The sequence below is a fragment of the Comamonas sp. BIGb0124 genome (assembly GCF_003752175.1).
GTDB lineage: Bacteria > Pseudomonadota > Gammaproteobacteria > Burkholderiales > Burkholderiaceae_C > Comamonas_F.
Genome location: NZ_RJVF01000013.1, coordinates 300,344 through 321,570, shown reverse-complemented (window position 1 = coordinate 321,570; position 21,227 = coordinate 300,344). Strand labels below are relative to the sequence as shown.

Annotated in this window: 20 protein-coding genes; 11 read left to right on the top strand and 9 right to left on the bottom strand. The window is 67.1% G+C overall.

What is annotated here, in order from left to right; all coding sequences use genetic code 11:
- The first annotated feature begins 162 nt into the window (after positions 1-162).
- From pxpB to EC845_RS17745, 6 genes are read left to right on the top strand one after another with little or no spacing between them, the layout of a single operon-like run.
- Complete coding sequence (gene pxpB / locus EC845_RS17770) at positions 163-873, top strand: 5-oxoprolinase subunit PxpB (RefSeq protein WP_233598149.1); 711 nt, start codon at positions 163-165, stop codon at positions 871-873.
- The gene (locus tag EC845_RS17765) at positions 870-1,856 is read left to right on the top strand and encodes a biotin-dependent carboxyltransferase family protein (RefSeq protein ID WP_123299460.1); all 987 of its coding nucleotides are present in this window, start codon (positions 870-872) and stop codon (positions 1,854-1,856) included. Before pxpB ends, EC845_RS17765 begins: the two co-directional genes overlap by 4 nt.
- Positions 1,857-1,890: 34 nt before the next feature.
- Positions 1,891-2,667: a LamB/YcsF family protein gene (locus tag EC845_RS17760; RefSeq protein WP_123299459.1), complete on the top strand. Its 777-nt coding sequence runs from the start codon at positions 1,891-1,893 to the stop codon at positions 2,665-2,667.
- A 10-nt stretch (positions 2,668-2,677) separates the two neighbouring features.
- On the top strand, positions 2,678-3,130 hold the full coding sequence (locus EC845_RS17755) for a biotin/lipoyl-containing protein (protein ID WP_123299458.1): 453 nt from the start codon (positions 2,678-2,680) through the stop codon (positions 3,128-3,130).
- On the top strand, positions 3,130-4,497 hold the full coding sequence (accC, locus tag EC845_RS17750) for an acetyl-CoA carboxylase biotin carboxylase subunit (protein ID WP_123299457.1): 1,368 nt from the start codon (positions 3,130-3,132) through the stop codon (positions 4,495-4,497). Before EC845_RS17755 ends, accC begins: the two co-directional genes overlap by 1 nt.
- Entirely contained in the window at positions 4,494-4,985 is a 492-nt protein-coding gene (locus tag EC845_RS17745) for a hypothetical protein (RefSeq protein ID WP_123299456.1), read from the top strand. The genes accC and EC845_RS17745 overlap by 4 nt, the downstream gene beginning before the upstream one ends.
- A 156-nt stretch (positions 4,986-5,141) precedes the next feature.
- Here EC845_RS17745 and EC845_RS17740 read toward each other — a convergent pair whose 3' ends face one another.
- Positions 5,142-7,331: a sigma-54-dependent Fis family transcriptional regulator gene (locus tag EC845_RS17740; RefSeq protein ID WP_123299455.1), complete on the bottom strand. Its 2,190-nt coding sequence runs from the start codon at positions 7,329-7,331 to the stop codon at positions 5,142-5,144.
- A gap of 175 nt (positions 7,332-7,506) precedes the next feature.
- On the bottom strand, positions 7,507-7,788 hold the full coding sequence (locus EC845_RS17735; protein WP_123299454.1) for an SWIB/MDM2 domain-containing protein: 282 nt from the start codon (positions 7,786-7,788) through the stop codon (positions 7,507-7,509).
- 263 nt (positions 7,789-8,051) lie between these two features.
- On the opposite strand from EC845_RS17735, the gene rraA reads away from it, so the two are divergent.
- Together rraA and aceA are read left to right on the top strand one after the other, a co-directional pair.
- Positions 8,052-8,588 carry a ribonuclease E activity regulator RraA gene (rraA, locus tag EC845_RS17730; protein ID WP_123299453.1) on the top strand — a complete coding sequence of 179 codons (537 nt, stop codon included), beginning with the start codon at positions 8,052-8,054 and terminating at the stop codon, positions 8,586-8,588.
- A gap of 250 nt (positions 8,589-8,838) precedes the next feature.
- Positions 8,839-10,143 carry an isocitrate lyase gene (gene aceA, locus EC845_RS17725; RefSeq protein WP_123299452.1) on the top strand — a complete coding sequence of 435 codons (1,305 nt, stop codon included), beginning with the start codon at positions 8,839-8,841 and terminating at the stop codon, positions 10,141-10,143.
- Positions 10,144-10,181: 38 nt separating this feature from the next.
- Here aceA and EC845_RS17720 read toward each other — a convergent pair whose 3' ends face one another.
- Positions 10,182-11,030 carry a cyclopropane-fatty-acyl-phospholipid synthase family protein gene (locus EC845_RS17720; RefSeq protein WP_123299451.1) on the bottom strand — a complete coding sequence of 283 codons (849 nt, stop codon included), beginning with the start codon at positions 11,028-11,030 and terminating at the stop codon, positions 10,182-10,184.
- A gap of 480 nt (positions 11,031-11,510) precedes the next feature.
- On the opposite strand from EC845_RS17720, the gene EC845_RS17715 reads away from it, so the two are divergent.
- Together EC845_RS17715 and EC845_RS17710 are read left to right on the top strand one after the other, a co-directional pair.
- Complete coding sequence (locus EC845_RS17715; protein ID WP_123299450.1) at positions 11,511-11,852, top strand: hypothetical protein; 342 nt, start codon at positions 11,511-11,513, stop codon at positions 11,850-11,852.
- Between the two features lie 307 nt (positions 11,853-12,159).
- On the top strand, positions 12,160-12,435 hold the full coding sequence (locus EC845_RS17710; protein ID WP_148077339.1) for a hypothetical protein: 276 nt from the start codon (positions 12,160-12,162) through the stop codon (positions 12,433-12,435).
- A 356-nt stretch (positions 12,436-12,791) separates the two neighbouring features.
- On the opposite strand, the gene EC845_RS17705 is transcribed toward EC845_RS17710, so the two are convergent.
- From EC845_RS17705 to EC845_RS17680, 6 genes are all read right to left on the bottom strand, one after another.
- A complete protein-coding gene (locus tag EC845_RS17705) occupies positions 12,792-14,216 on the bottom strand; it encodes a four-carbon acid sugar kinase family protein (RefSeq protein ID WP_123299448.1) in 1,425 nt (474 codons plus the stop codon).
- Between the two features lies 1 nt (position 14,217).
- Complete coding sequence (locus EC845_RS17700) at positions 14,218-15,495, bottom strand: ribulose-bisphosphate carboxylase large subunit family protein (protein ID WP_123299447.1); 1,278 nt, start codon at positions 15,493-15,495, stop codon at positions 14,218-14,220.
- A 14-nt stretch (positions 15,496-15,509) separates the two neighbouring features.
- Positions 15,510-16,049 (bottom strand): VOC family protein, encoded by a 540-nt coding sequence (locus EC845_RS17695; protein ID WP_123299446.1) that lies wholly within the window; start codon positions 16,047-16,049, stop codon positions 15,510-15,512.
- A gap of 140 nt (positions 16,050-16,189) precedes the next feature.
- Positions 16,190-18,064: a TRAP transporter large permease subunit gene (locus EC845_RS17690; protein WP_123299445.1), complete on the bottom strand. Its 1,875-nt coding sequence runs from the start codon at positions 18,062-18,064 to the stop codon at positions 16,190-16,192.
- A complete protein-coding gene (locus EC845_RS17685) occupies positions 18,064-19,107 on the bottom strand; it encodes a TRAP transporter substrate-binding protein (protein WP_123299444.1) in 1,044 nt (347 codons plus the stop codon). Before EC845_RS17685 ends, EC845_RS17690 begins: the two co-directional genes overlap by 1 nt.
- 131 nt (positions 19,108-19,238) lie before the next feature.
- Complete coding sequence (locus tag EC845_RS17680; protein ID WP_123299443.1) at positions 19,239-20,066, bottom strand: SDR family NAD(P)-dependent oxidoreductase; 828 nt, start codon at positions 20,064-20,066, stop codon at positions 19,239-19,241.
- Positions 20,067-20,187: 121 nt separating this feature from the next.
- On the opposite strand from EC845_RS17680, the gene EC845_RS17675 reads away from it, so the two are divergent.
- Positions 20,188-21,219, top strand: a complete 1,032-nt coding sequence (locus EC845_RS17675) for a LacI family DNA-binding transcriptional regulator (protein ID WP_123299540.1) — start codon at positions 20,188-20,190, stop codon at positions 21,217-21,219.
- Positions 21,220-21,227: the final 8 nt, after the last annotated feature.

The window sequence follows — 21,227 nt, the reverse complement described above, 5'->3', positions numbered from 1 at the left end:
AACGTGTCCGCCGGCACCTGTGCGGCACCGTCGGCGAACACCAAGAAAAACTGTTCGGCGGGCTCCAGAAAAACTCGTTTGCCAAGGCGGGCCGGCCCGTCCGATCATCACGGCATGGCCTGCAAGAACCGTGCAGGGCTTGCAACCACAGGAGTTTTCAAGATGAGCAAAGGCTTGCCCGCAGAGCCGGGCACGGCATCGCCGCACGACGCGGAGCCGCGCATCCACATGGCCGGATTGGGTGGCCTGCTGCTCGATGGCGGCGGCGCGCATTTCAGCCTGCCGCTGCAGCGGCGCGTGTGGGCACTGGCCGAATCGCTGCGCCGTGCAGGCCTGCCCGGCGTGCGCGAGATCGTGCCCGGCGTCAACAACCTGCTGCTTCTGTTCGACCCCCTGAGGCTGGCGCCGGCAAAGGCCCGCGACCGATTGCTGGCGCTGTGGCAGGACGCCTCCAGCGAGGGCACCGACGAAGGCCGGCGGGTCGAAGTGCCGGTCACCTACGGCGGCGCGTCCGGCGAGGATCTGCCCGATCTCGCCCGCGCGCAGGGACTGAGCATCGCCGACTATGTCGAGCTGCACACCTCGATCGACTACCGCGTGGCCTGCGTGGGCTCCATGCCCGGCTTCGTCTATCTGGCCGGACTGCCGCTGCCCATGGCCACCCCCCGCCGTGCCGTGCCGCGGCTGCGCGTGCCGCCGGGCGCCGTGATGATCGGCGGCGTCCAGGCCGGCATCATGCCCATGCCCGCACCCTCGGGCTGGCATGTGCTGGGCCGCACCGAACTGCAGCTCTTCGATCCCCACCGCGAGGCGCCTTGCCTGCTCCTGCCGGGCGATCTCGTGCGCTTCAAGGCGCTGGAGGTGCAGGCATGATCGAGATTCTTTCCTCGGGTGCCGCCAATCTGGTGCAGGACCAGGGCCGCAGCGGCCTGCTGCACCTGGGCATCAGCCGCAGCGGGGCGATGGACGGGCTGGCGCTGAGCTGCGCCAACCTGCTCGCCGGCAATCCGGCCGATGCAGCCGGTCTCGAGATCGCGATGTTCCCGTTCAAGCTGCGTTTCCTGGGCGATGTGCGATTCGCATGCACGGGTGCCGATGCCGAACTGCGCCTCGACGGCGAGGTGCTGCCGCCCTGGTGGAGCGGGCAGGCGCACAACGGGCAGGTGCTGACCCTGGGCCTGCCGCGCACCGGGGCACGGGCCTACCTGGCCTTTGCCGGGGGCATCGACGTCCCCGTGGTGCTGGGCGCACGCGCCACCGATCACAAGACCGGTTTTGGCGGCCTGGCCGGACGCGGGCTCAAGCGCCTCGACCGCCTTTCGCTCGAGGCTGCAGGCGAGGGCCCCGCCATCCCCGGCGGCGACGTGGGCTGCGTGCCCGCCGGGCTGCCCGCCTTCTGGCGCGAGCTGGCCTCGGGCTGCGTGACGCTGCGGGTGCTGCCGGCCGCGCAGTACGCGCAGTTCACCGCCGAATCGCGCCGCATCCTGGTCGAGGCCGCCTGGCAGGTCACGCGCGATGTCAGCCGTCAAGGCTATCGCCTGGCGGGCAGCGAAGCGCTGCGCCTGGCCGAGCCGCTCGAACTGCTGTCGCACGGCATCGTGCCGGGCACCGTGCAGGTTCCGCCCGCCGGCCAGCCCATCATCCAGCTCGCCGAAGCCAACACCTGCGGCGGCTACCCCAAGATCGCCACCGTCATCGAGCCCGACCTGTGGCGCCTGGGCCAGGTGCCCAGCGGCTGCGCCGTGCGTTTCGAGCCCGTCACGGCCGAAACCGCCGAATCCATCTGGCGTGCACAGGACGCCGAACTGGCCCGCCTGGCGCAATGCATCGCCCCCATGGCGCGCCGCGCCGCCTGAACCGTCATTCCCCCACCACGGAGAGATCAACACCATGCCTGCCTTGCCCCCCAACATCGCCATCGACCTCAACTCGGACATGGGGGAGGGCTTCGGCGCCTACCGCATGGGCGACGACGAAGCCATCCTGGACTCGGTGACCTCGGCCAACGTGGCCTGCGGTTTCCATGGCGGCGATCCGGAAATCATGGCCCGCACCTACACGCTGGCCAAGGCCAAGGGCGTCACGGTCGGTGCGCATCCCGGTTACCCCGACCTGTGGGGTTTCGGCCGCCGCGACATGGCCTTCAGCCTGGGCGAACTCGAACGCCTGGTGGCCTACCAGATCGGCGCCGCCTTGGCCGTGTCCACTTACGCGGGTCATCCCATCCGGTATGTGAAGTGCCACGGCGCGCTCGGTCAGCAGACCTACCACAGCGCCGAGATCGCCACCGCCGTGTGCCGTGCCGTCAAGGCCGTCGATCCCTCGCTGGTGATGCTGTCGATCGCGCGCGGCCAGCAGGACCGCATCGCTGCAGAGATGGGCCTGATCACCAAATCCGAGATCTACGCCGATCGCGGCTACGACGAAACCGGATTCCTGGTCTCGCGCAAACTGCCCGGCGCCTTGCTCAAGGATCCGGTGCAAGCCGCCGAGCGCATCGTGCGCATGGTGCGCGAAGGGGCCATCGAAACCACCAGCGGTGCCTACCTGCCCGCACGCGTCGAATCGGTATGCGTGCACAGCGACACGCCCGGTGCCGTCGAGATGGCCTCGCAGGTCCGCACCCTGCTCGAAAAAGCCGGCCTGACCCTGCGCGCTTTTGCTTGAGGAGCCCTGCATGCGAGAAGAATTCGTCGAACGCCTGATCGAGCTGTTTGGCCGCAGCGGCGCCAGTGAACTGCAATTCAACGACGGCGACAGCAGCCTGCAGCTCACCCGCAGGGCCGCAGGGCAGGGCGTTGCCGCCGCGCTCCCGGCCGAACCCGCCCATCCCCGCGCCCAGCCTGACAGCGCGCCGGCTCGGCCCGCCGGCGGCCAGCCCCACGCGCTGGTCGCCGGTCTGTCGGGCATGTTCTACCGCGCCAGCGCGCCGCACGAGTCGCCCTATGCCGCCGTCGGCGACGTGGTGGAAGAAGGGCAGGTGCTGGGCCTGATCGAGGCCATGAAACTGCTCAACGAAGTGGAAGCCGATCGAGCCGGCCGCATTGCCGGCTTCTGCGTCGGCAATGGCGATGCGGTCGAAGCCGGCATGCCGCTGGTCATGATCGAGGCCCTGGAGGGCAGCGCCTGATGTTCGACACCGTACTGATCGCCAACCGGGGCGAGATCGCCCTGCGCATTCTGCGGGCCTGCCGCACCCTGGGCCTCAAGACGGTCGCCGTCTACGCCGAGCCCGATGCGGACCAGCGCCATGTGCACCTGGCCGACCAGGCCGTGTGCATCGGGCCCGCCCCGGCCGCGCAGAGCTATCTCGACATGGATCAGCTGATCCTCGCCGCATGGCATACCGGGGCCGGGGCGATCCATCCCGGCTACGGTTTTCTGTCGGAGAACGCGGCGTTTGCCGAACGGGTCGAACAGGCCGGTCTGGTCTTCATCGGCCCCGAATCCCGCACCATCCGCCAGATGGGCGACAAGATCGAGGCCAAACGGGCCATGCTGGCCGCCGGCGTGCCTTGCGTGCCCGGCACCGAAGCCATCCGGCCCGGCGGCGAAGCCGAGGCGGCCGAACAGGCGCTGGTCATCGGCTACCCCGTCATCGCCAAGGCCGCGGCCGGCGGAGGCGGGCGGGGCATGCGTGTGGTGCGCGAGCCCGCAGCCCTGGACGGTGCACTCAAGCTCACCCGCGAGGAAGCGCAGCGGGCCTTTGGCGATGCCTCGGTCTATCTCGAAAAATTCCTCGAACACCCGCGCCATGTCGAGATCCAGGTATTGGCCGATGGCCAGGGCCACGCCGTGTGGCTGGGCGAACGCGACTGTTCCATGCAGCGTCGTCACCAGAAGGTGCTCGAGGAATCGCCGGCCCCCGGCATTCCGCGCGAGCAGATCGCCCGTATCGGCCGCCTGTGCGCCAGCGCCTGCATCGACATGGGTTACCGCGGGGCCGGCACCTTCGAGTTCCTCTATGAATCCGGCGGTTTCTACTTCATCGAGATGAACACGCGGGTGCAGGTCGAACACCCCGTCACCGAGATGGTGACCGGCGTGGACATCGTGGCCGAGCAACTGCGCATTGCCCAGGGCCAGCCGCTGCGCATCCGGCAAGAGGACATCGTCTTCAGCGGCCATGCCATCGAATGCCGCATCAATGCCGAGCATCCCTGGACCTTCGTGCCTTCGCCCGGCCGCGTGGCGCAGTGGCGCGTGCCGGGCGGTGCCGGCATCCGCGTCGATTCGCATGTCGATGCCGGCACCGCCGTACCGCCTTACTACGATTCGCTGATGGCCAAGTTCATTGCCCATGGCAGTACCCGCCACGAGGCCATTGCCCGCATGCGTGCCGCACTGGGCGAGGCCGTGGTCGAAGGCGTCGCCAGCACCGTCGCGCTGCAGCAGGCGATTCTGGACGACGCCGGATTTCTGGCCGGCGGCACCGACATCCACTACCTCGAATCGGCCCTGCCGCGCTGGGCGCCACCCACTGGAGCCAAGGCATGACCCCCGAACCCCTCGAACGCATGGACCGCATCGAACGCGTCGAAAAATGGCTGACCGCCCTGGCCCCTCTGGGCCCCGTACGGCTGCACTACCAGGCGCCGGGACAGTCGCTCGTGCTGGCGTTCGGCACGGAGGCTGCGGCCGATCCGCCGTGCAGCGCTGTGCCTCGTCTGGCGGACCCGGCCGCCGAGCCCGCAGGCGCTGCAGGCCCTGCACGCGTCGCGGCCCCGACGCCACCGGCAGAGTCTGCCGGCGGCGAGCCCGTGAAGGCTCCGGCTTTCGGTGTGTTCCAGGCGGCGCACCCGTTGCGCCCCGATACGGCGCTGGCACCCGGCAGCCGTGTCGCCCTGGGGCAGACAGTGGCGTATCTGGCCGTGGGGCCCGTGCTGCAGGCCTTGCGTGCACCGCGCGATGGCGTGCTGCTGGCCTGGACGGTCGAGAGTGGTGCCCGTGTGGATCGGGGCGATGTGCTCTACCGGCTGAGCTGACTCAGCCCGTCGAAGCGCCCGCAGCGACCGCCAAGGCGAGGGCGTCGACGTCGGCATCGGCATCGGCATCGGCTCGGCATCCACATCCGCATCCGCATCCGCATCCGCATCCGCCACAACGCCGCTCCTCCCGAAGCCCGCGATGCCGCCCTGTGCTCAGTTGCGGCTGTAACGGTACACCGTGTTGCGCGACACGCCCAGCTCGCGTGCGGCCGCCGACACATTGTGGTCGTTGCGCGCCAGCGCCTCGTGCACCGCGGCATGGGTGATCTGCCGCATGCGGACGGCAGGCTGCCACCCCATGGGTTCGCCGGCTGCACCGTCCTCGGCCCGGCCGTACACGTCATCCATTGCCCATGCGGCGGCGCCCCATCGGCCCGAATCCAGCGCCCGTGCTGCATCCCCCGGGCGTTCACGGCCCGGCCGTGCGAGAGCCGGATGGGCGGGTTGCCCATGGGCCTGTGTGCCCGGTGGCGCGCCGTCTTGCAGTTCCTCGAGAAAATCGTCCGGCAGGTGCCCGCGTTCGATCCACCCCTGCGCGTCGGCCATCAGCGTGGCAGACCGCAGCACGTTGGCCAGTTGCCGGATGTTGCCCGGCCAGGCATGGCCGAGCAGCAGCCGCGCCACGTCGGGCGCCAGCCGGGGCGGGCGCGTACCCGCAGCGCCGTGCTGGGCCAGCAGCGCGTCGATCAGCGCCTGCAGATCGCTGCGCTCGCGCAGGGCGGGCAGCTTCAGGGTCAGGCCGTTGAGGCGGTAATACAGGTCTTCGCGGAACAGGCCCTGGGCCATCAGGCTCTTGAGATTGCGGTGCGTGGCGCTCAGCACCCGCACATCGAGCGCCACATCGCGCGAGCCGCCCAGCGGGGTCACCGATTGCTCTTGCAGCACGCGCAGCAGCCGCGCCTGCATGGCCAGCGGCATGTCGCCGATCTCGTCCAGAAACAGCGTGCCGCCCTGGGCCTGCAGGATCTTGCCCGCATGCCCCTTGCGCCGCGCCCCCGTGAAGGCGCCGTCCTCGTAGCCGAACAGCTCCGATTCGATCAACGTTTCAGGGATGGACGCGCAGTTCACCGCCACGAAAGGCCCTTGCCGCCGAGCGCCCGCCGCGTGCAGCGCATGGGCCAGTAGCTCCTTGCCCGTGCCGGTCTCGCCCAGAATCAAGACATTGACATCCTGCTGGTCGAGCACCTTGCGGGCGCGTGCCAGGCACTGCGCCATCTGTGCATCTCCGGTGTCCAGCGTCGACAGGCTGTGGCTGGCCGTGGATGGGGGACGGTGCAACGGATCGCCCGCCACGGTGCGATTGGCCGGCGCCAAGGCCAGGCCCGAACGACGCGATTCGGCGCGAGGTGCCACCGACCGGATGCCGGTGTCCGTGCCCTGACGGTCGGCGGTGGCTGCCGCACCGGGCTCGTCCCACCCCGAATCGGCCCAGGCGATGCGGGCCGCAGATCGCTCGTGGGCCACACGGGCCTGCACGGCCACGCCGTTGTGCATCTGCAGCCTGAGGCGGCTGGTGCCATGCCGCCGCGAGTGTTCGAGAAGTTCGGGCATCGCCACGCCAAACAGCGAACCGAAGGTGTGCGACTGCAAGCCGCTCAAGGGCAGGCCGAGCTGGAACTGCCCGCTCTGGTTGGCCGACAGAAAACGTCCATCGGGCTCGAAAGCGGCCAGGCCTTCGACCAGGGTGTCGATGAATTCGCCGCGCGTGTGGAAATGCAGCAGCACGCTGTGTGCGAAGCGTTTGGCGAACAGATGGTTCTCGACCATCTGTGCCGACATGCGCACCAGCGCCAGCGTGTGTTTGTGCGGGGCGCGATGGTCTCCGCTCACATCCAGCGCACCGATCACCTGGCCCATGGGGTCGCGGATCGGGGCGCACGAGCAGGTGAGGATGTGGTTGGCGCGCAGGTAATGCTCGTGGCCATGAATCTGCACCGCGCTGCGTTCGGCCAGGGCCGTGCCGATGGCATTGGTGCCGCGCCGCTGCTCCGACCAGAGCACGCCGGGCCGCAGCGCCACGCGCTCGGCCTTGGAGAGGAATTCGTCGTCGCCCAGCGTGTGCAGCACCGTGCCCGCGCTGTCGGTCAAGAGCACCATGCTGTCGGTGCCGGCGATCTGCTCGCGCAGCGTTTCCATCACCGGTCTGGCGTGGGTCCACAAGGCTTCGTTGCGCGCCAGCAGCTCGGCCAGGCCGGCCCTGGGCTGGGCATCGGGGTCGGGTTGGGCCCGGTCGTCGAGCCCGAACTGCAGCGAGCGCCGGTGCGCTGCGGCCAGCACCGCCTGCGGGGCCTCGAGCGTGCGGGGCCAGGCCGTGGTCGTGGGCGACGGGTGGGATGTGGGCAACCGGTGTCTCCTTCAGCGTGGCGGCGAGGGCTTGCCGATTCACGTTACCACGGCATGCTTCAGAGGCAAACCGGCAAAACCCCGCAACCCGTGCGCCCAATAAAAAACCCGGCATGCAAGCCGGGTTTCTGGGGGAAGCAAGGCGCGGAACCAGCCGCGCCGGGCCATCCGCTTTTTACTTCAGGTGTTGGTTCACCAGCTTGGTCAGCTCGAACATGTCGACCTTGTCCTTGCCGATCACGGCCTTGAGCTTGGTGTCGGCCACGATCACGCGGCGTTGGGCGGCATCCTGCAGGTTGTTGGCCTTGATGTATTCCCAGATCTTCTTGGTGACTTCCGTGCGGGGCAGGGGAGTGCTGCCAACAATCGCGGCCAATTCGGCGCTGGGCGTCAGTTCCTTCAGAAAGGCAGCGTTGGGCGTGCGTTTCTTAGCAGGAGCGGTTTTAGCAGTTGCCATGATCTTTTCAGTCCTTGTTGGGTATTGGAACCGTCCGGGGCAAGCCCGGAGCAAGGCCGCATGCTACTGGAGAAAAACCGCCTTTCCAAGCAATCGGCCAAGTTTTTTCTAAGCAAATGTTGCATGGCCTCCCTGGGGAGAAACCCTGGAACGGTGCCGGGGCTTGCTTTTGGCCGAGGTCGAATCGAGGTCAGACTGCAACCTCCATCGCGCCGTGGCATGCTCTCGGCTCGACCCCAACCGAACCGACCGGAGACCCTAACATGAGTGCTGATTCCACAGTCCCGTCCGCCGTGCAGACCCCCGGCACGGGCTTCTCGACCTGCGATTTCGGCGATGCCCACAAGGCCGATCACAGCGGCGAATTCCGTGTGCTGCCGCCGCTGTTCAACAGCTATGGCGGCGTGGTCCGGTTTCACGGCCAGGTGGTCACGGTGCAATGCTACGAAGACAACACGCCCGTCAAGGCCGTGCTCGAGTCGCCGGGTCATGGCCGCGTGCTCGTGGTCGATGGCGGCGCCAGCCTGCGGCGTGCACTGGTCGGCGGCAACATCGCCGCATCGGCCGCCCGCCAGGGGTGGGCCGGCGTGGTGGTCGACGGTGCCGTGCGCGACATCGCCGAACTGCGCGCCACGCCCATCGGCATCCGTGCGCTGGCCCTGATGCCGCTGCCCACCGAACGCCGGGTGCCCGGATTGCGCGACGTCGGCGTGCGTATCCAAGGGGTCTGGATACGGCCCGGCGAATGGCTGTATGCCGACGAGGACGGCATCGTCGTCTCGACCCGCGCGTTGACCTGAGCGCAGCCTGAAAAAGCTTTTCGCATGGTGGAAAACGACCATGCTGCGCCGCCGCAATCTTTACCGAATCAAGATAAATGATTTCGCGATACGGTATTGTTTTTGCAAGATGTTGATTTTTAATATTAAAAAATAACTCTTACATAAGACATAAGACTGATCGGCGACAGCGAGGGTCTTTTAAAGTTGTTTCCAAGGACAGGCGATTTCAAAGCCTGCACTGTCAACCACACCCCCTTGGAGCAACAGCATGAAGAACCTCACGCGTGACCAGCAGATCGCCGCCCTGCAGCAGGACTGGGCCGACAACCCCCGTTGGAAAGGCATCCAGCGCGGCTACAGCGCCGCCGACGTGGTCCGCCTGCGCGGATCCTTTCCGATCGAATACACCCTGGCCCGCCGCGGTGCCGAAAGGCTCTGGGAGCTCGTCAACAAAGAGGACTTCGTCAACTGCCTCGGTGCGCTGACGGGCGGCCAGGCCGTGCAGCAGGTCAAGGCCGGCATCAAGGCCATCTACCTGTCGGGCTGGCAGGTCGCTGCCGACAACAACGGCTATGCCTCGATGTACCCCGACCAGTCCCTTTATCCGGTGGATTCGGTGCCCAAGGTGGTCGAGCGCATCAACAACGCCTTCCGCCGTGCCGACGAGATCCAGTGGTCGAGAAACGTCGGCCCCGGCGATGCCGGCTACACCGATTATTTCGCCCCCATCGTGGCCGATGCCGAAGCCGGTTTCGGCGGCGTGCTCAATGCCTTCGAACTGATGAAGGCCATGATCCGCGCAGGCGCCGGCGGCGTGCATTTCGAGGATCAGCTCGCTTCGGTCAAGAAGTGCGGCCACATGGGCGGCAAGGTGCTGGTGCCGACGCAAGAAGCCGTGCAGAAACTCATCGCCGCCCGCATGGCGGCCGATGTCTACGGCGTGCCCACGCTCGTCATCGCCCGCACCGATGCCGAGGCGGCCGATCTCGTCACCAGCGATGTCGACGAAAACGACAAGCCCTTCCTCACCGGCGAACGCACGGCCGAAGGTTTCTACAAGACCCGCAAGGGCATCGACCAGGCCATCTCGCGTGCCGTCGCCTATGCCGACTACGCCGATCTGGTGTGGTGCGAAACCGGTACCCCCGACCTCGAGTTCGCCCGCCGCTTTGCCGAAGCCGTGCACAAGGTGCACCCGGGCAAGATGCTGGCGTACAACTGCTCGCCCAGCTTCAACTGGCGCAAGAACCTCGACGACGCCACCATTGCCAAGTTCCAGCGCGAGCTGGGCGCCATGGGCTACAAGTACCAGTTCATCACGCTGGCCGGCATCCATTCGATGTGGTTCAACATGTTCGATCTGTCGCAGGACTACGCCCGCCGCGGCATGTCGGCGTATGTCGAAAAGGTGCAGGAGCCCGAGTTCGCCGCACGCGAACGCGGCTACACCTTCGTGTCGCATCAGCAGGAAGTCGGCACGGGTTACTTCGACGACGTCACCACCGTCATCCAGGGCGGCAAGTCGAGCGTGACCGCGCTCACCGGCTCGACCGAGGAAGAGCAGTTCCACTGAGCACCGCGCACGGTGCTCCGAAGGCGCTCAGGATACGGTCATGAGGCGCGCTGGGCCGACCACTCGCCGCCGCCATCCACACGCCCGACCAGGCGGCCGTCGCGCAGTTCGCCCTCGTAGCGCTGGCCGCCGGCCGTGAAGGCGACCTTGCGGCCGTCGATGCGGGCCTCGCTCAAGGCATGCTGCTGGCCGTCGCGCAGCAGCGTGCCCTCGAGCTTTTGGTAGGTCTGCTCGAGGCGCAGTTCGCCGTTGGCCAGCCGCCAGTTGCCGTGCAGCTTGGCGGGTACCACCCAGGCATGGGCCTGGCAGTAGTAGCTCGAGCATTCCGGCCCGCCGCCCGCGCTCTGGTCGGGTTCCCACTCGTCCATGGTGAACGAGTTCGACACCACCCGGGTTCCGGGTGCCATGTCCAGCAGGATCGGGCGCAGCTTGATGTTCAGCTCGGGCAGCAGAAACAGCGTCACCACCGTGGCCTTCGAGAAATCCGAGGCAAAGATATCCGCCTTCTCGAAGGTCGCCTTGTCGCTCACGCCTTCTGCACGAGCGGTGCGCTGCGAAAGCGCCACCAGATCGGCGTTGTATTCGATGCCATGGGCGCGTGCCCCGCGCTTGGCTGCGGTGATGACGGTACGGCCGTCGCCCGAACCGAGGTCGACCAGGTAGTCCTGCTCGGTCAAGCCGGCCATCTCCAGCATGCGGTCGATCAGCGCCTGCTGCGTGGGCACCCAGATCACATCCTTGCCCTGCTGGCCCTGCTTGGGCACGTATTCGGGGGTCGCAGCCTCCGGCGGCGTGGCCGGGGCGGCGGACGGGGTCTGTGCCAGGGCGGTGTTCAGCGACAGCACGCAGGCCGCGCAGGCCAAGGCCAGTCTGCTCAATCGAGTCATTGCGTATTCTCCAGTTTGACGAACGGGTGTGAGGTTCAAACTCGGCGCGGCGGCCGGAGGCGCCACGTCGCCTGCCAGCGGGGCAGGGCGGGAATTCTTGGAGCCGACGACGTGCGGCTCATTGTTGTGTGTGCATCGAATGTAGCAGCCTGACGCCGTGCCTGCTGGCCGCAAGGTGTTAACGGATTGGCATCCGAACGACGCCCGAGGAGATCCCCCAGGGCCTGCTTAATTCGAAGGCAGGCCGGGAAAGTGCCCGGAAATACTAGAGAAATCGCGAAATCGACGCCGACTTGCCCCCAGTTTTTGGGGATAACTTCATGTCCTACAAAAGGACCGGTTCAGTCCTGATCGCCAGGGTCAAGCCCAGGGCTCACACTGCATCAGTCACCGGCCCTGCGTGATGCCTTGGGCACACGTGCTGGCGTCGTCGTGATCTGGCGTACGAAAGCCTCGCAGCAGGCAAGAAGGAGCTTGAATATGCAGCATCTGTTCAGAGTGTTGGCCGGTCTGGCCATCATGCTGATCACCGGCTTGGTGTTCATTGCCTTCCATTGGTTCGCGCCCAAGGCCGCCTGGGCCAATGCGCTCACCGCGCTGCTGGTGTGCTACGCCGTCGGCAGCCTGGCCCAGGCCCTGGCGCAGCTGTGCGTGAGTTCGCGTCGCGCCCGCCGCAACCGGGCGCTGGACGATGCAGCCCGCCATGCCTCGCCCAACGCCTTACCACCCTTCCGTGTGCTGCCCGTACTCGCCCCGAGTACCGAGGCCGAGCGCCCGGGTTTGCCCGGCGTTCCGGCCGCTGCTAAACCAGAACCCCATTAAGTCAGCAAGATTACAGCGGTGTCTGGAGATGTGCCGGCGCGCGACGTTACGTTCATTCCTTGCGTTTGTAACGTAACGGAGTAAACTAAACCCCTGACAGACCGGGAGGCAGCGTGCATTCGGTCTTCGGTTTAGAAGCCTAGCTACAACCGAAGTATGCGTTTTGTAGTCATAGACAATTTCTATGGACATTGGAAGAATGCGGTCAGCTGGATTCAAAACAGACCAACGATAAGGCCTGAGCATTGCACGATAAAGGCTAGGAGACTCATTGCTGCAGTGAATTCACAGACATAGAGGAAGAGTAATGCCAAAAATTCGAATGGCATGGGGCCGCAAGTCCGATGACCGCAAAACACACAGTCATGGCCGCTGGATTCCGGACAATGACCACAATCGACAGGTGCTCCAAGACTCGTTGGCGTTTTTCCAGGGCAACGAGCAGCACAAACTGGCCGATTTCTGGCTCGAGTACCGTAAACCGCGCGCCAAGCGCAAGTCCGACGGGCATCTCAGCCCCGACGAACTGAAGACGCTGCCCTGGTGGCAAGCGAGCGCCGCAGAGAGCACCAGCGCTCCCTGAGCCGGCCCTGCGGTCGGCTGCTTCACGCCGCCCTGGCCGCATCTGAACTTCTCCACGCCTGATCTCGCACGCCGGCTCGGCTCGGCTGTGCGTGTCCGTGCCAGGGTGTCGATTCAAACCCGTCGGCACCCTTGCGCGTGGCCGCGTGGCGGCCCGTCCACTCTGCATCCACGCGTCGACCGTCTGCCTTCCAACTGGCGGCGCGGTCGTTTGCCTTTGCCCATGGGCGACCCTGCACGCCTCGATTACGGAGGTCATGGAAAACATCGTTTCGATTGTTTCCAATTACTCCATCAATGGGGTTTCAATACCCGTTGACGAAGGGTTTGATTCAGGTTATTTGAGGGATTTATGTCTTAAACCCTGCAACGTCCTTCGACCCAATCGTCGAATAATGTGTCGCCTCCCATCTGTCCCCCTTTCAGCATCCATTCAATATTCCCAGTAATGGAATCGGCGCTGTGAGTCAGGCTCACTGTTACGCCGGGCGCTAGAGTGTTACGAAACGTCAGGCCTGAAATACCGAGGGCCAAAGTGGCTTGGCTGGACGTGTCGCCGCCGGCGATGCCCACCCGGCCCAGACGCCGGCCCGCAGCCGCACAGGCCCGGATCAGCGCGGCCACGAATTGGCCGGTGGCGGCGGCCACGGCCGTGGTGCCGGCGTTGCCGGTCGACTCGACCGGTGCTTCGGGCCGGTCGGTGTGCACCAGCACATGACGGCCTTCGGCCAGCGCCCGGGTCGCCCGCTCCAGGCTGGCCTGGGCATAGCCGGGCTCGTGCAGCAGGCGCTGCACGGCCAGGGGCTGGCGTTCGAACAGTCGGCAGTGCGCCACCTGGCGGGCCGTCACGGGCGACAGGCTGCCGGCAAAGACCAGCACCGGCCCTTGCGCCGGGCCCAGCGGCGCCGGCGGCACAACGGCGGGCAGGCCGTCACGGGCATCCGCGTGGCCGGGCCGATCGCCGCTGTCGGCCGCCCAGGCCAGCGCCAGAGCCTGCTGCACGCTGCTGGGGCCGACCGCCAACAAGGGCGCTTGCCGGGCCGCGAGCCACATCAGTCGGCCCAGCAGGGGCAATTGAGCCTCGTCGGTCACATCCAGCAGCAGAGGTTGCCCGCCGTGCCGGGCCAGGGTCTGGTCCAGCCAGCGCAAGACGTCACCGGCCGCCGCTGCCCCCGCCGCCGTAGCGGCGCAAGAGGAGGAAGAGGCGGACGCCCCGGTGGGATAAGCCGTATGCGGCAGGCTGCCCACGCCGGCCAGCCCCTGGGCCTGCAGGTGCAGGCGCAGATCCGCTTCGTGCATCGGTGTCACGGGGTGGTGGCTCATCACCGGATGGCGGTCGATGCGGTAGATCTCGGGCGAGCCGCCCGCGCGAGCGAACAACTGGGCAAAGCTGCAATAGCGGCCGATGCCCGGCTGGCCTCCCACGATGGGAACCAGGCCCGGCGGCAGCAAGTCGCGCAAGGTCTGGATCGCGACCGCGATATTGCCCACGTGGGGGGCGCTGTCGAATGTCGAACAACACTTGTAGTGCAGCACGCGTGCACCCGTGCCGACCAGAAAGCGGCCCGCGGTGCGCAGTTCCTCGGCCATGGGGCCGGGCGCCATGCCGCGTGCCGCGCCAGCGATGCCGATGGCGTCGAGCGGCCCGGCCGCCGCCAGTTGCTCGGGCGTGGGCACGCCCATGAACAGCATGCTGCGCCAGCCGGCTCGGGCCACGACGGCCAGCGTATCGGTCGCACCGGTGAAATCGTCGCCGTACCAGGCGACCAGCGGCGTCGTCATCTCAGCCTGCCTTGCCAAAGAAATCCAGCGCACGCCGCAGCTCGGGTGCCTGGCGTGCGGCGTCTTCCAGGGTCTGTCCGCCCCGTGCGGCCTGCCAGGCCTGGCGGATGCTGCGCACGCCGGCGGCAGGGCCGTCGGGGTGGGCGAGAATGCCGCCGCCCGACATGAACAGCACGTCGTCATGCGCCAGCGCCGACCAGGTCGCGGGCACGGTGCCGGCCCACTGGCCGGACGACAGTGCCGGCATCACGGCGTCGTCGATCCCCGGCGACAGCGGCTTCAGGCAGTCGTGTGCCGACTGCACCACTTCGCTGTCTTCCTGCGAGAACTTGCCCTGCAGCCCGTGCACATGCATGTGGTCGACGCCGGCCAGCCGCCACAGCGCCTGATAGGCTTGAAAACCCATGCCCAGCCACGGATGGCGCGACAGGGCGCCATAGCCGTTGCGATGGCCGTGCAGCGCCAGCGGCGTGCGGCGGCGCAGTGTCTGGATGGCCGAAAAACCGCACCAGTTCAAGCTCGCCATCACACAGCTTCCGCCTTCGCGTTCGACCAGCTCGGCATGGCGCAGCATGGCATCGGTCTCGTCGCTGATGTTGAACGCCACCATCACCTGCCGGCCCGTGCGCTCGCGGTGCGCACGCACCACCTTCATCACCGCCGGTACACGCTCGGCCAGCGGGGCATGCACCGGGTTGGCGCAGACCTCGTCGTCCTTGATGAAATCCACGCCCGCCGCGCACAGCTGGTCGACCAGCGCGGCCGTCTGCTGTGCCGTCAGGCCCACGTTCGGCTTGATGATCGTGCCCACCAGCGCGCCCTGCGGCACGCCGGTCAAGGCCCGGGTGCCGGCGATGCCCACTGCGGGCAGATCGAACCGCGCACGGTAATGGCCGCCGAAGGCCAGCGTCTCCAGGCGCATGCCGGTGACTTCGCCCAGGTCGTAGAGGTTGCCGCTCACGGTCGAGGCCAGCGTGGGCAGATTGGCCCCGATGTTGTCGGCCGGAAAAGCGATGCGGATGCGGGCGCGCCGCCAGCCGCCCGGCGGACGGATGCCCTGGCGGTCGAGCCAGGCGTTGGGCAGGCTGGGCTGCGCGGCGGGCGGCAGCTCTTCGATGGATTCGACCTGGGCGCGGGCGCGGGCGCGCAGCTCGTCGGTCTCGCCGTGCACCCGCGTGAAGGTGCCGCACGATTGTTCGCCCGCCATCACCTCGGCCACCCGGGCCGGATCCAGCGGGGTCTCGATCAGGTAACTCGCGTGTATCGTGTCTGAAGTCATGGTTGGTGCAAGGCTCACAGCGTGCGCAGATCGGGGAAGGGGCGGACCGGATCGCTGCCGTCCCAGCCTTCCGAGCTGTGGCGGATCAGGTCGAACAGCTTGCCCTTGGGGCCGGCCACTTCCGAGAGCTCGATCACCGTGCCGGGGTGGTACTCGGTGTCGAAGTAGATGAAGCGGCCGCGCTCGCCCACTTCACCGCTCATCTTGGGTTGGAAGCCCTGGGCCAGCAGGCGCTCGAGGTCGGCGTCGTAGTCGCTGGTCCAGTAGGCCACGTGCTGCAGGCCGGTGTGGCCGGCGCGCAGAAAGTCGCGGTACATCGAGGGCACGTCGTTGCGCGTCTGGATCAGCTCGACCTGCACGTAACCCGAGTTGGCCAGCGCCACCGAGTTGTGGGGCGTGTAGGCCTCGCCGTCGTAGCGGTAGTTGACGATGGGCACCTGCGGGTTGTAGTACCAGGGGCCCACGCCCAGCGTGCGGCTCCAGTAGTCCATGGCGGCCTCGATGTCGTGCACGACATAGCCCAGTTGGCGGATCTCGCCCAGAAAACGGCTCATAAAGAATCCCATGCCTTGAAGTTGACGCACCCATCCCCGCGGACGGGCGCGTTGAGAAAAAACACAAACAAAAAACAAGAACGACAGCGGCCGTCGCGATCAGGCCGCAGGGGCGGGGCCTTCGGCGGCCCCGGCCCGCCCTACAGGAAACCGATGGAGATCCACGGAATCGCCGCCACCAGCAGCAGGCCCACCAGCAGGGCTGCCATGTAGCCCCAGATCGGCTGCATGCCTTCGGCCGGATCGACCTTGCCGATCGCGCAGGCCGCGTAATAGCCCACCCCGAAAGGCGGCGCGAACAGGCCCACGCCCATGGCCAGGATCACCACCATGGCGTACTGCACCTCGTGGATGCCGACGGCGCGTGCGATCGGGAACATCAGCGGCCCGAACAGCACGATCGCCGGAATGCCCTCGAGCACGCTGCCCAGGATCACGAAAGCCACCAGCGACACCGCCATGAAAGCCCACTTGCCGCCGGGCATGCTTTCCATGGCCTGAGCCAGGTCGGTGGCGAAACCCGATTGCGTGAGGCCCCAGGCCATGGCCGTGGCTGCACCGATGATGAAAACGATGGCACCCGACAGCGTGGCCGTCTCGACCAGCATGCGCGGCAGGCGCTGCAGGTCGAACTGCCGGTAGATGAGCAGGCCGGCCAGCACCGAATAGGCGATGCCGATGGTCGAGACCTCGGTGGCCGTGGCCACGCCCTCGACCACTGCCGCGCGGATCACGAAGGGCAGGGCGACGGCCGGCAGGGCATAGACCAGCGAGCGCAGGATGGTGTGCAGGTTGGGACGCTCCACCGCGCTCAGGTCTTCGTGGCGGTAGCGCCACCACACCACGGCGCACAGGGCCAGACCCAGCACCAGGCCGGGCAGCAGCCCGCCGGTGAACAGCGCGGCGATCGACACGCCCGTCACCGAACCGATCGTGATCAGCACGATGGAAGGCGGAATCGTCTCGGTCTGCGCCCCGGTGGTCGACAGCAGCGCCACCAGATCCCCCGGTTTGGCCCCGCGTTTCTTCATCTCGGGGAACAGCACGGGGGCGATGGCCGCCATGTCCGCCGCCTTCGAGCCCGAGATGCCCGACACCAGGTACATGCCGCCGATCAGCACATAGTTCAGCCCGCCGCGCACATGTCCCAGCAGACTGGCCAGGAACTGCACCATGGCGCGCGCCATGCCCGTCATCTCGATCAGCAGACCCAGAAAAACGAACAGCGGAATCGCCAGCAGGATCAGGTGCGACATGCCTTCGTCCATGCGCCCCACCATCACGATCATGGGCGTGCGGGTGGTGAGCGCCAGAAAACCGAAGGTCGCCAGCGCAAACGAAAACGCGATCGGCACGCCTGCGAATACGCAGCCCCCCACCACGATCACAAAAAACACGATCAGGTTGAGCTTGCCCAACGGCATCAGCCACGGACCGGCCAGCCACAGCAGCAGGGCGATGCCGCCCACGGTCGCCAGCGCGGCCAGCACCGTGCGGGGCGAAGCCGTGCTGCCGAGCAGCCGGGTCAGGCAGAACAGCAGCATCAGTCCCACACCCACCGGCAGGGCCGAGGCGCGCCAGGCATTGCTGATCTCGAGCGCGGGCGTGACCACGATGGCTTCTTCGTACGCGTACTCGAAAGCCGGGTGGGCGATCAGCAGCAGAAAACCCAGCGCCGCAGCCACCGCCAGCACATCCAGAAAGGCGCGGCGGGCCGGCGTGGCCTTGGCGACGAAGGCCGTCATGCGCATGTGTTCGCCACGCCGCAGCGCCACCACGGCACCCAGCATGGAAAGCCACAGGAACAGGATCGAGGCCAGTTCGTCCGACCACACCAGCGGTGCGTGGAACACGTAGCGGGCCACCACGCCCGACAGCAGCAGCATGATCTCGGCCAGGACCAGCACGGCGGCCACGGATTCGACCGTCCAGCCCAGGCCCCGCTCCAGCGGATCGAGCCACGCGCGCCAGCCCTCGCGCGGCGGGGGCTGCAGGTGCAGGGTGCCCGCCTGCATCAGGACACCTTGCCCACCATGGACTCGAGCAGAGCCCAGGCTTCATCGCCGAACTTGCCCTTCCACTCGGCGTAGTAGCCGGCGCTGCGCAACTGGTCGCGGAAGCTCTGCGGATTGGCGTCGTTGAAGGTCATGCCCTTGGCCGAGAGGTCGCCGCGCAGCGTCTCGTTGAGCTTGCGCAGGTCTGCGCGTTGCTGCAAGCCGGCTTCGTTGAAGGCCCGCGAGTAAATCGTCTTGAGGTCGTCGGGCAGGCCGCGCCAGGCCCGGCCGTTGACCACCAGGTGGTAGCCGTCCCAGCTGTGATTGGTGACCGAGCAGAACTTCTGCACTTCGTACAGCTTGGCCGTCTGCACGATGGCCAGCGGGTTCTCCTGCGCGTCGACCACCTTGGTCTGCAGCGCCGAATACACCTCGCTGAACTGCAGGCTGGCGGGCGAGGCCGACAGCGACTTGAACATCGAGATGCCCATCGGGCTCACTGGCACGCGGATCTTCATGCCGCCCAGGTCGGTGGCGGCCGTGACCGGACGCGTGCTGGTCGTGATCTGGCGGAAACCGTTGTCCCACATGCGATCCATCGTGTGCAGGCCCACCTTGGCGAAGGCGGCGCGAATGCTGTTGCCCAGCGCCCCGTCCACGGCGGTCCAGACCTGGTCGTAGCTCGAGAACGCAAAGCCCACCGCCGTGATCGCGCTGATGGGGGCCAGCGTGGCGATCACCATGGTGCCGGGGTTGAACATCTCGAGGCCGCCGCTGCGCACCTGGGCCAGCATGTCGGTGTCGCCGCCCAACTGGTTGTTCGGGAAGACCTTCACTTCCATGCGGCCGTTGCTTTCGGCCAGGATGCGATCGGCGGCTTCCTGGGCCCGCACGTTCAGCGGGTGGGTCACCGGCAGGTTGTTGCCGAACTTGAACACGTACTCGGGTGCGGCGGCACGCGCGATCAGCGGCCAGCCGGCGGCACCGGCAAGGGGCAGGGCGGATGCGCCACGCAGCAGCGTGCGACGCGAGAGCCCAGCGCCGGGCGAGGGAATGCGGGTCATGTCTTGTCTCCAGGTTATGTAAGGACCGTCTCTGTGGTCCGGTCATGCCGCTTCATGCTGGCGGCTGGGGGCAACGATACTGCCACGCCGCAGTGGCGGCAAATCGCGAATTTGATGTGTTTTGATGTTTGTCAGTTGCAGCGCGCGTGCAGGCCGCCGTCGACCAGCAGCTCCACGCCGTTGATGTAGCGGGCCTGGTCCGAGGCCAGGAAAACCGCCGCGTTCGCGACATCCCAGCCGTCGCCCATGCGGCCGGTGGGCGAGAGCTTGTTGCGTGCGGCGACCATGTCGTCGGGGCTGGCGTAGAAGCCCGAGATCTGGCTGTAGATGTGCGGCGTGTCCATCACGCCGGGCAAGATGCAATTGGCGCGGATGCCCTGCGCGGCGTACTGCAGCGCCACGCTCTGCGTGAACGAATTCACCGCGCCTTTCGATGCGGCATAAGCACAGTAGGCGTAACCCGTCCACCGCACGCCGCCCAGCGCGCCGATGTTCACGATCGCGCCCGAGCCTTGTTCCAGCATCACCGGCAGCACGCACTTGCAGGTGAGGAACATGCTCTTGGCGTTGACCGTCATCACGCGGTCCCAGGTGTCTTCGGTGGTTTCGATGGGCCCGCCCTGCGAGGTGATGCCCACGTTGTTGTGCAGCACGTCGATGCGGCCGAAGGCCGCCAGCGCCTGGCCCACGGCCTGCTGCACGTCGGCCAGCCGGGTCACGTCGGCGGCCACCGAAATCGCCTCCAGCCCTTCGCCACGAATGATGTCCCGCGTCACCGCCGCGGCATCGCCGTCGACGTCCACCGCCACCACCCGCGCGCCTGCACGGGCATAGGCCACGGCCGAAGCCTTGCCGTTGCCCCAGCCGTCGCCTGCCGAGCCGGCGCCGAAGACCAGCGCCACCCGGCCCTCGAGTTGCGGGCCGGGCGCGTTGCCGCGGGGAGGTTGGAATGCTGTCATGTCTTGTCTCCTGTGGTTTTCCCGCGCGGCACTGGCGCGGCGATGGCCGATAAGATAGCCTCGCGCCTTGATGCAACCAACCAGGTTTTATGATGGATTTTGATCGATGGGCGTTGCACCCATGACACGCCTGCTGCCCGGAATCACCGATGTCGCCGCGCAGGCCGGCGTCTCGACCGCCACGGTCGACCGTGTGCTCAATCGCCGTGCGGGCGTGCGCCAGGCCACCGTGCAGCGTGTGCTCAAGGCTGCCGCCGAGCTCAACTACCTGCCCGAAGCCGACCTCTACGCCATGCTGGCGCCCGCCCCCACCCGGGTGACGTTCCTGCTGCCGCGCGACACCAGCGGTTTCATCAACATGCTGGGCGACATGGTGGGCTATTCGCAGGGGCAATGGGCCCCGTACAACGTGAAGTGCCGCACCGAGTGGGTCGACAGCTTCAACCCCGAAGCACTGGCGCAGGCCCTGTTGCGCCATGGCAAACGCAGCGACGGGCTGGTGATGATGGCGCTCGAGGACCCGGCCGTGCGCGAGGCCGTCGCCACGCTGGCCGAGCGCGGCGTGCCGGTGCTCACGGTCATTTCGGATATCGCCCATTCGCAGCGCGCGGCCTACATCGGCCTCGACAACCGGGCCGCCGGCCGCACGGCGGGTTATCTGATCGGGCGTTTCATCGGCGCGCGCGAAGGCAAGGTGGCATTGATCGCCGGCAGCCTGCGTTATGCCGCGCACCACGAGCGCGAAGCCGGCTTCCTGCAGGTGATGCAGGAGATGTTTCCCAACCTCACGGTGGTCGGCCTGCGCGAAGGCCACGACGATTCGGCCAAGAACTACCGCCAGACCCGTGCCCTGATGGACCAGTACCGCGACTTGGCCGGGCTCTACAACATCGGCGGCGCCGCCGACGGCGTGGCACGCGCACTGAGCGAACGCGGCCGCGATCAGCCCGTGGTGTTCGTGGGCCATGGGCTCACGCCCGACACCCGCGCCATGCTTATCGACGGCAGCATGGATGCCGTCATCACCCAAAGCCCGCAGGCCACGCTCATGAGCTGCGTGCGGATCTTTGCCAACCTGCGCGACAAGCGCGATCTGCTGTCGGGCGTGGAGGTCACCCGCAGCCAGGTGATCTTCAGGGACAACCTGCCTTAGTGCCTTGC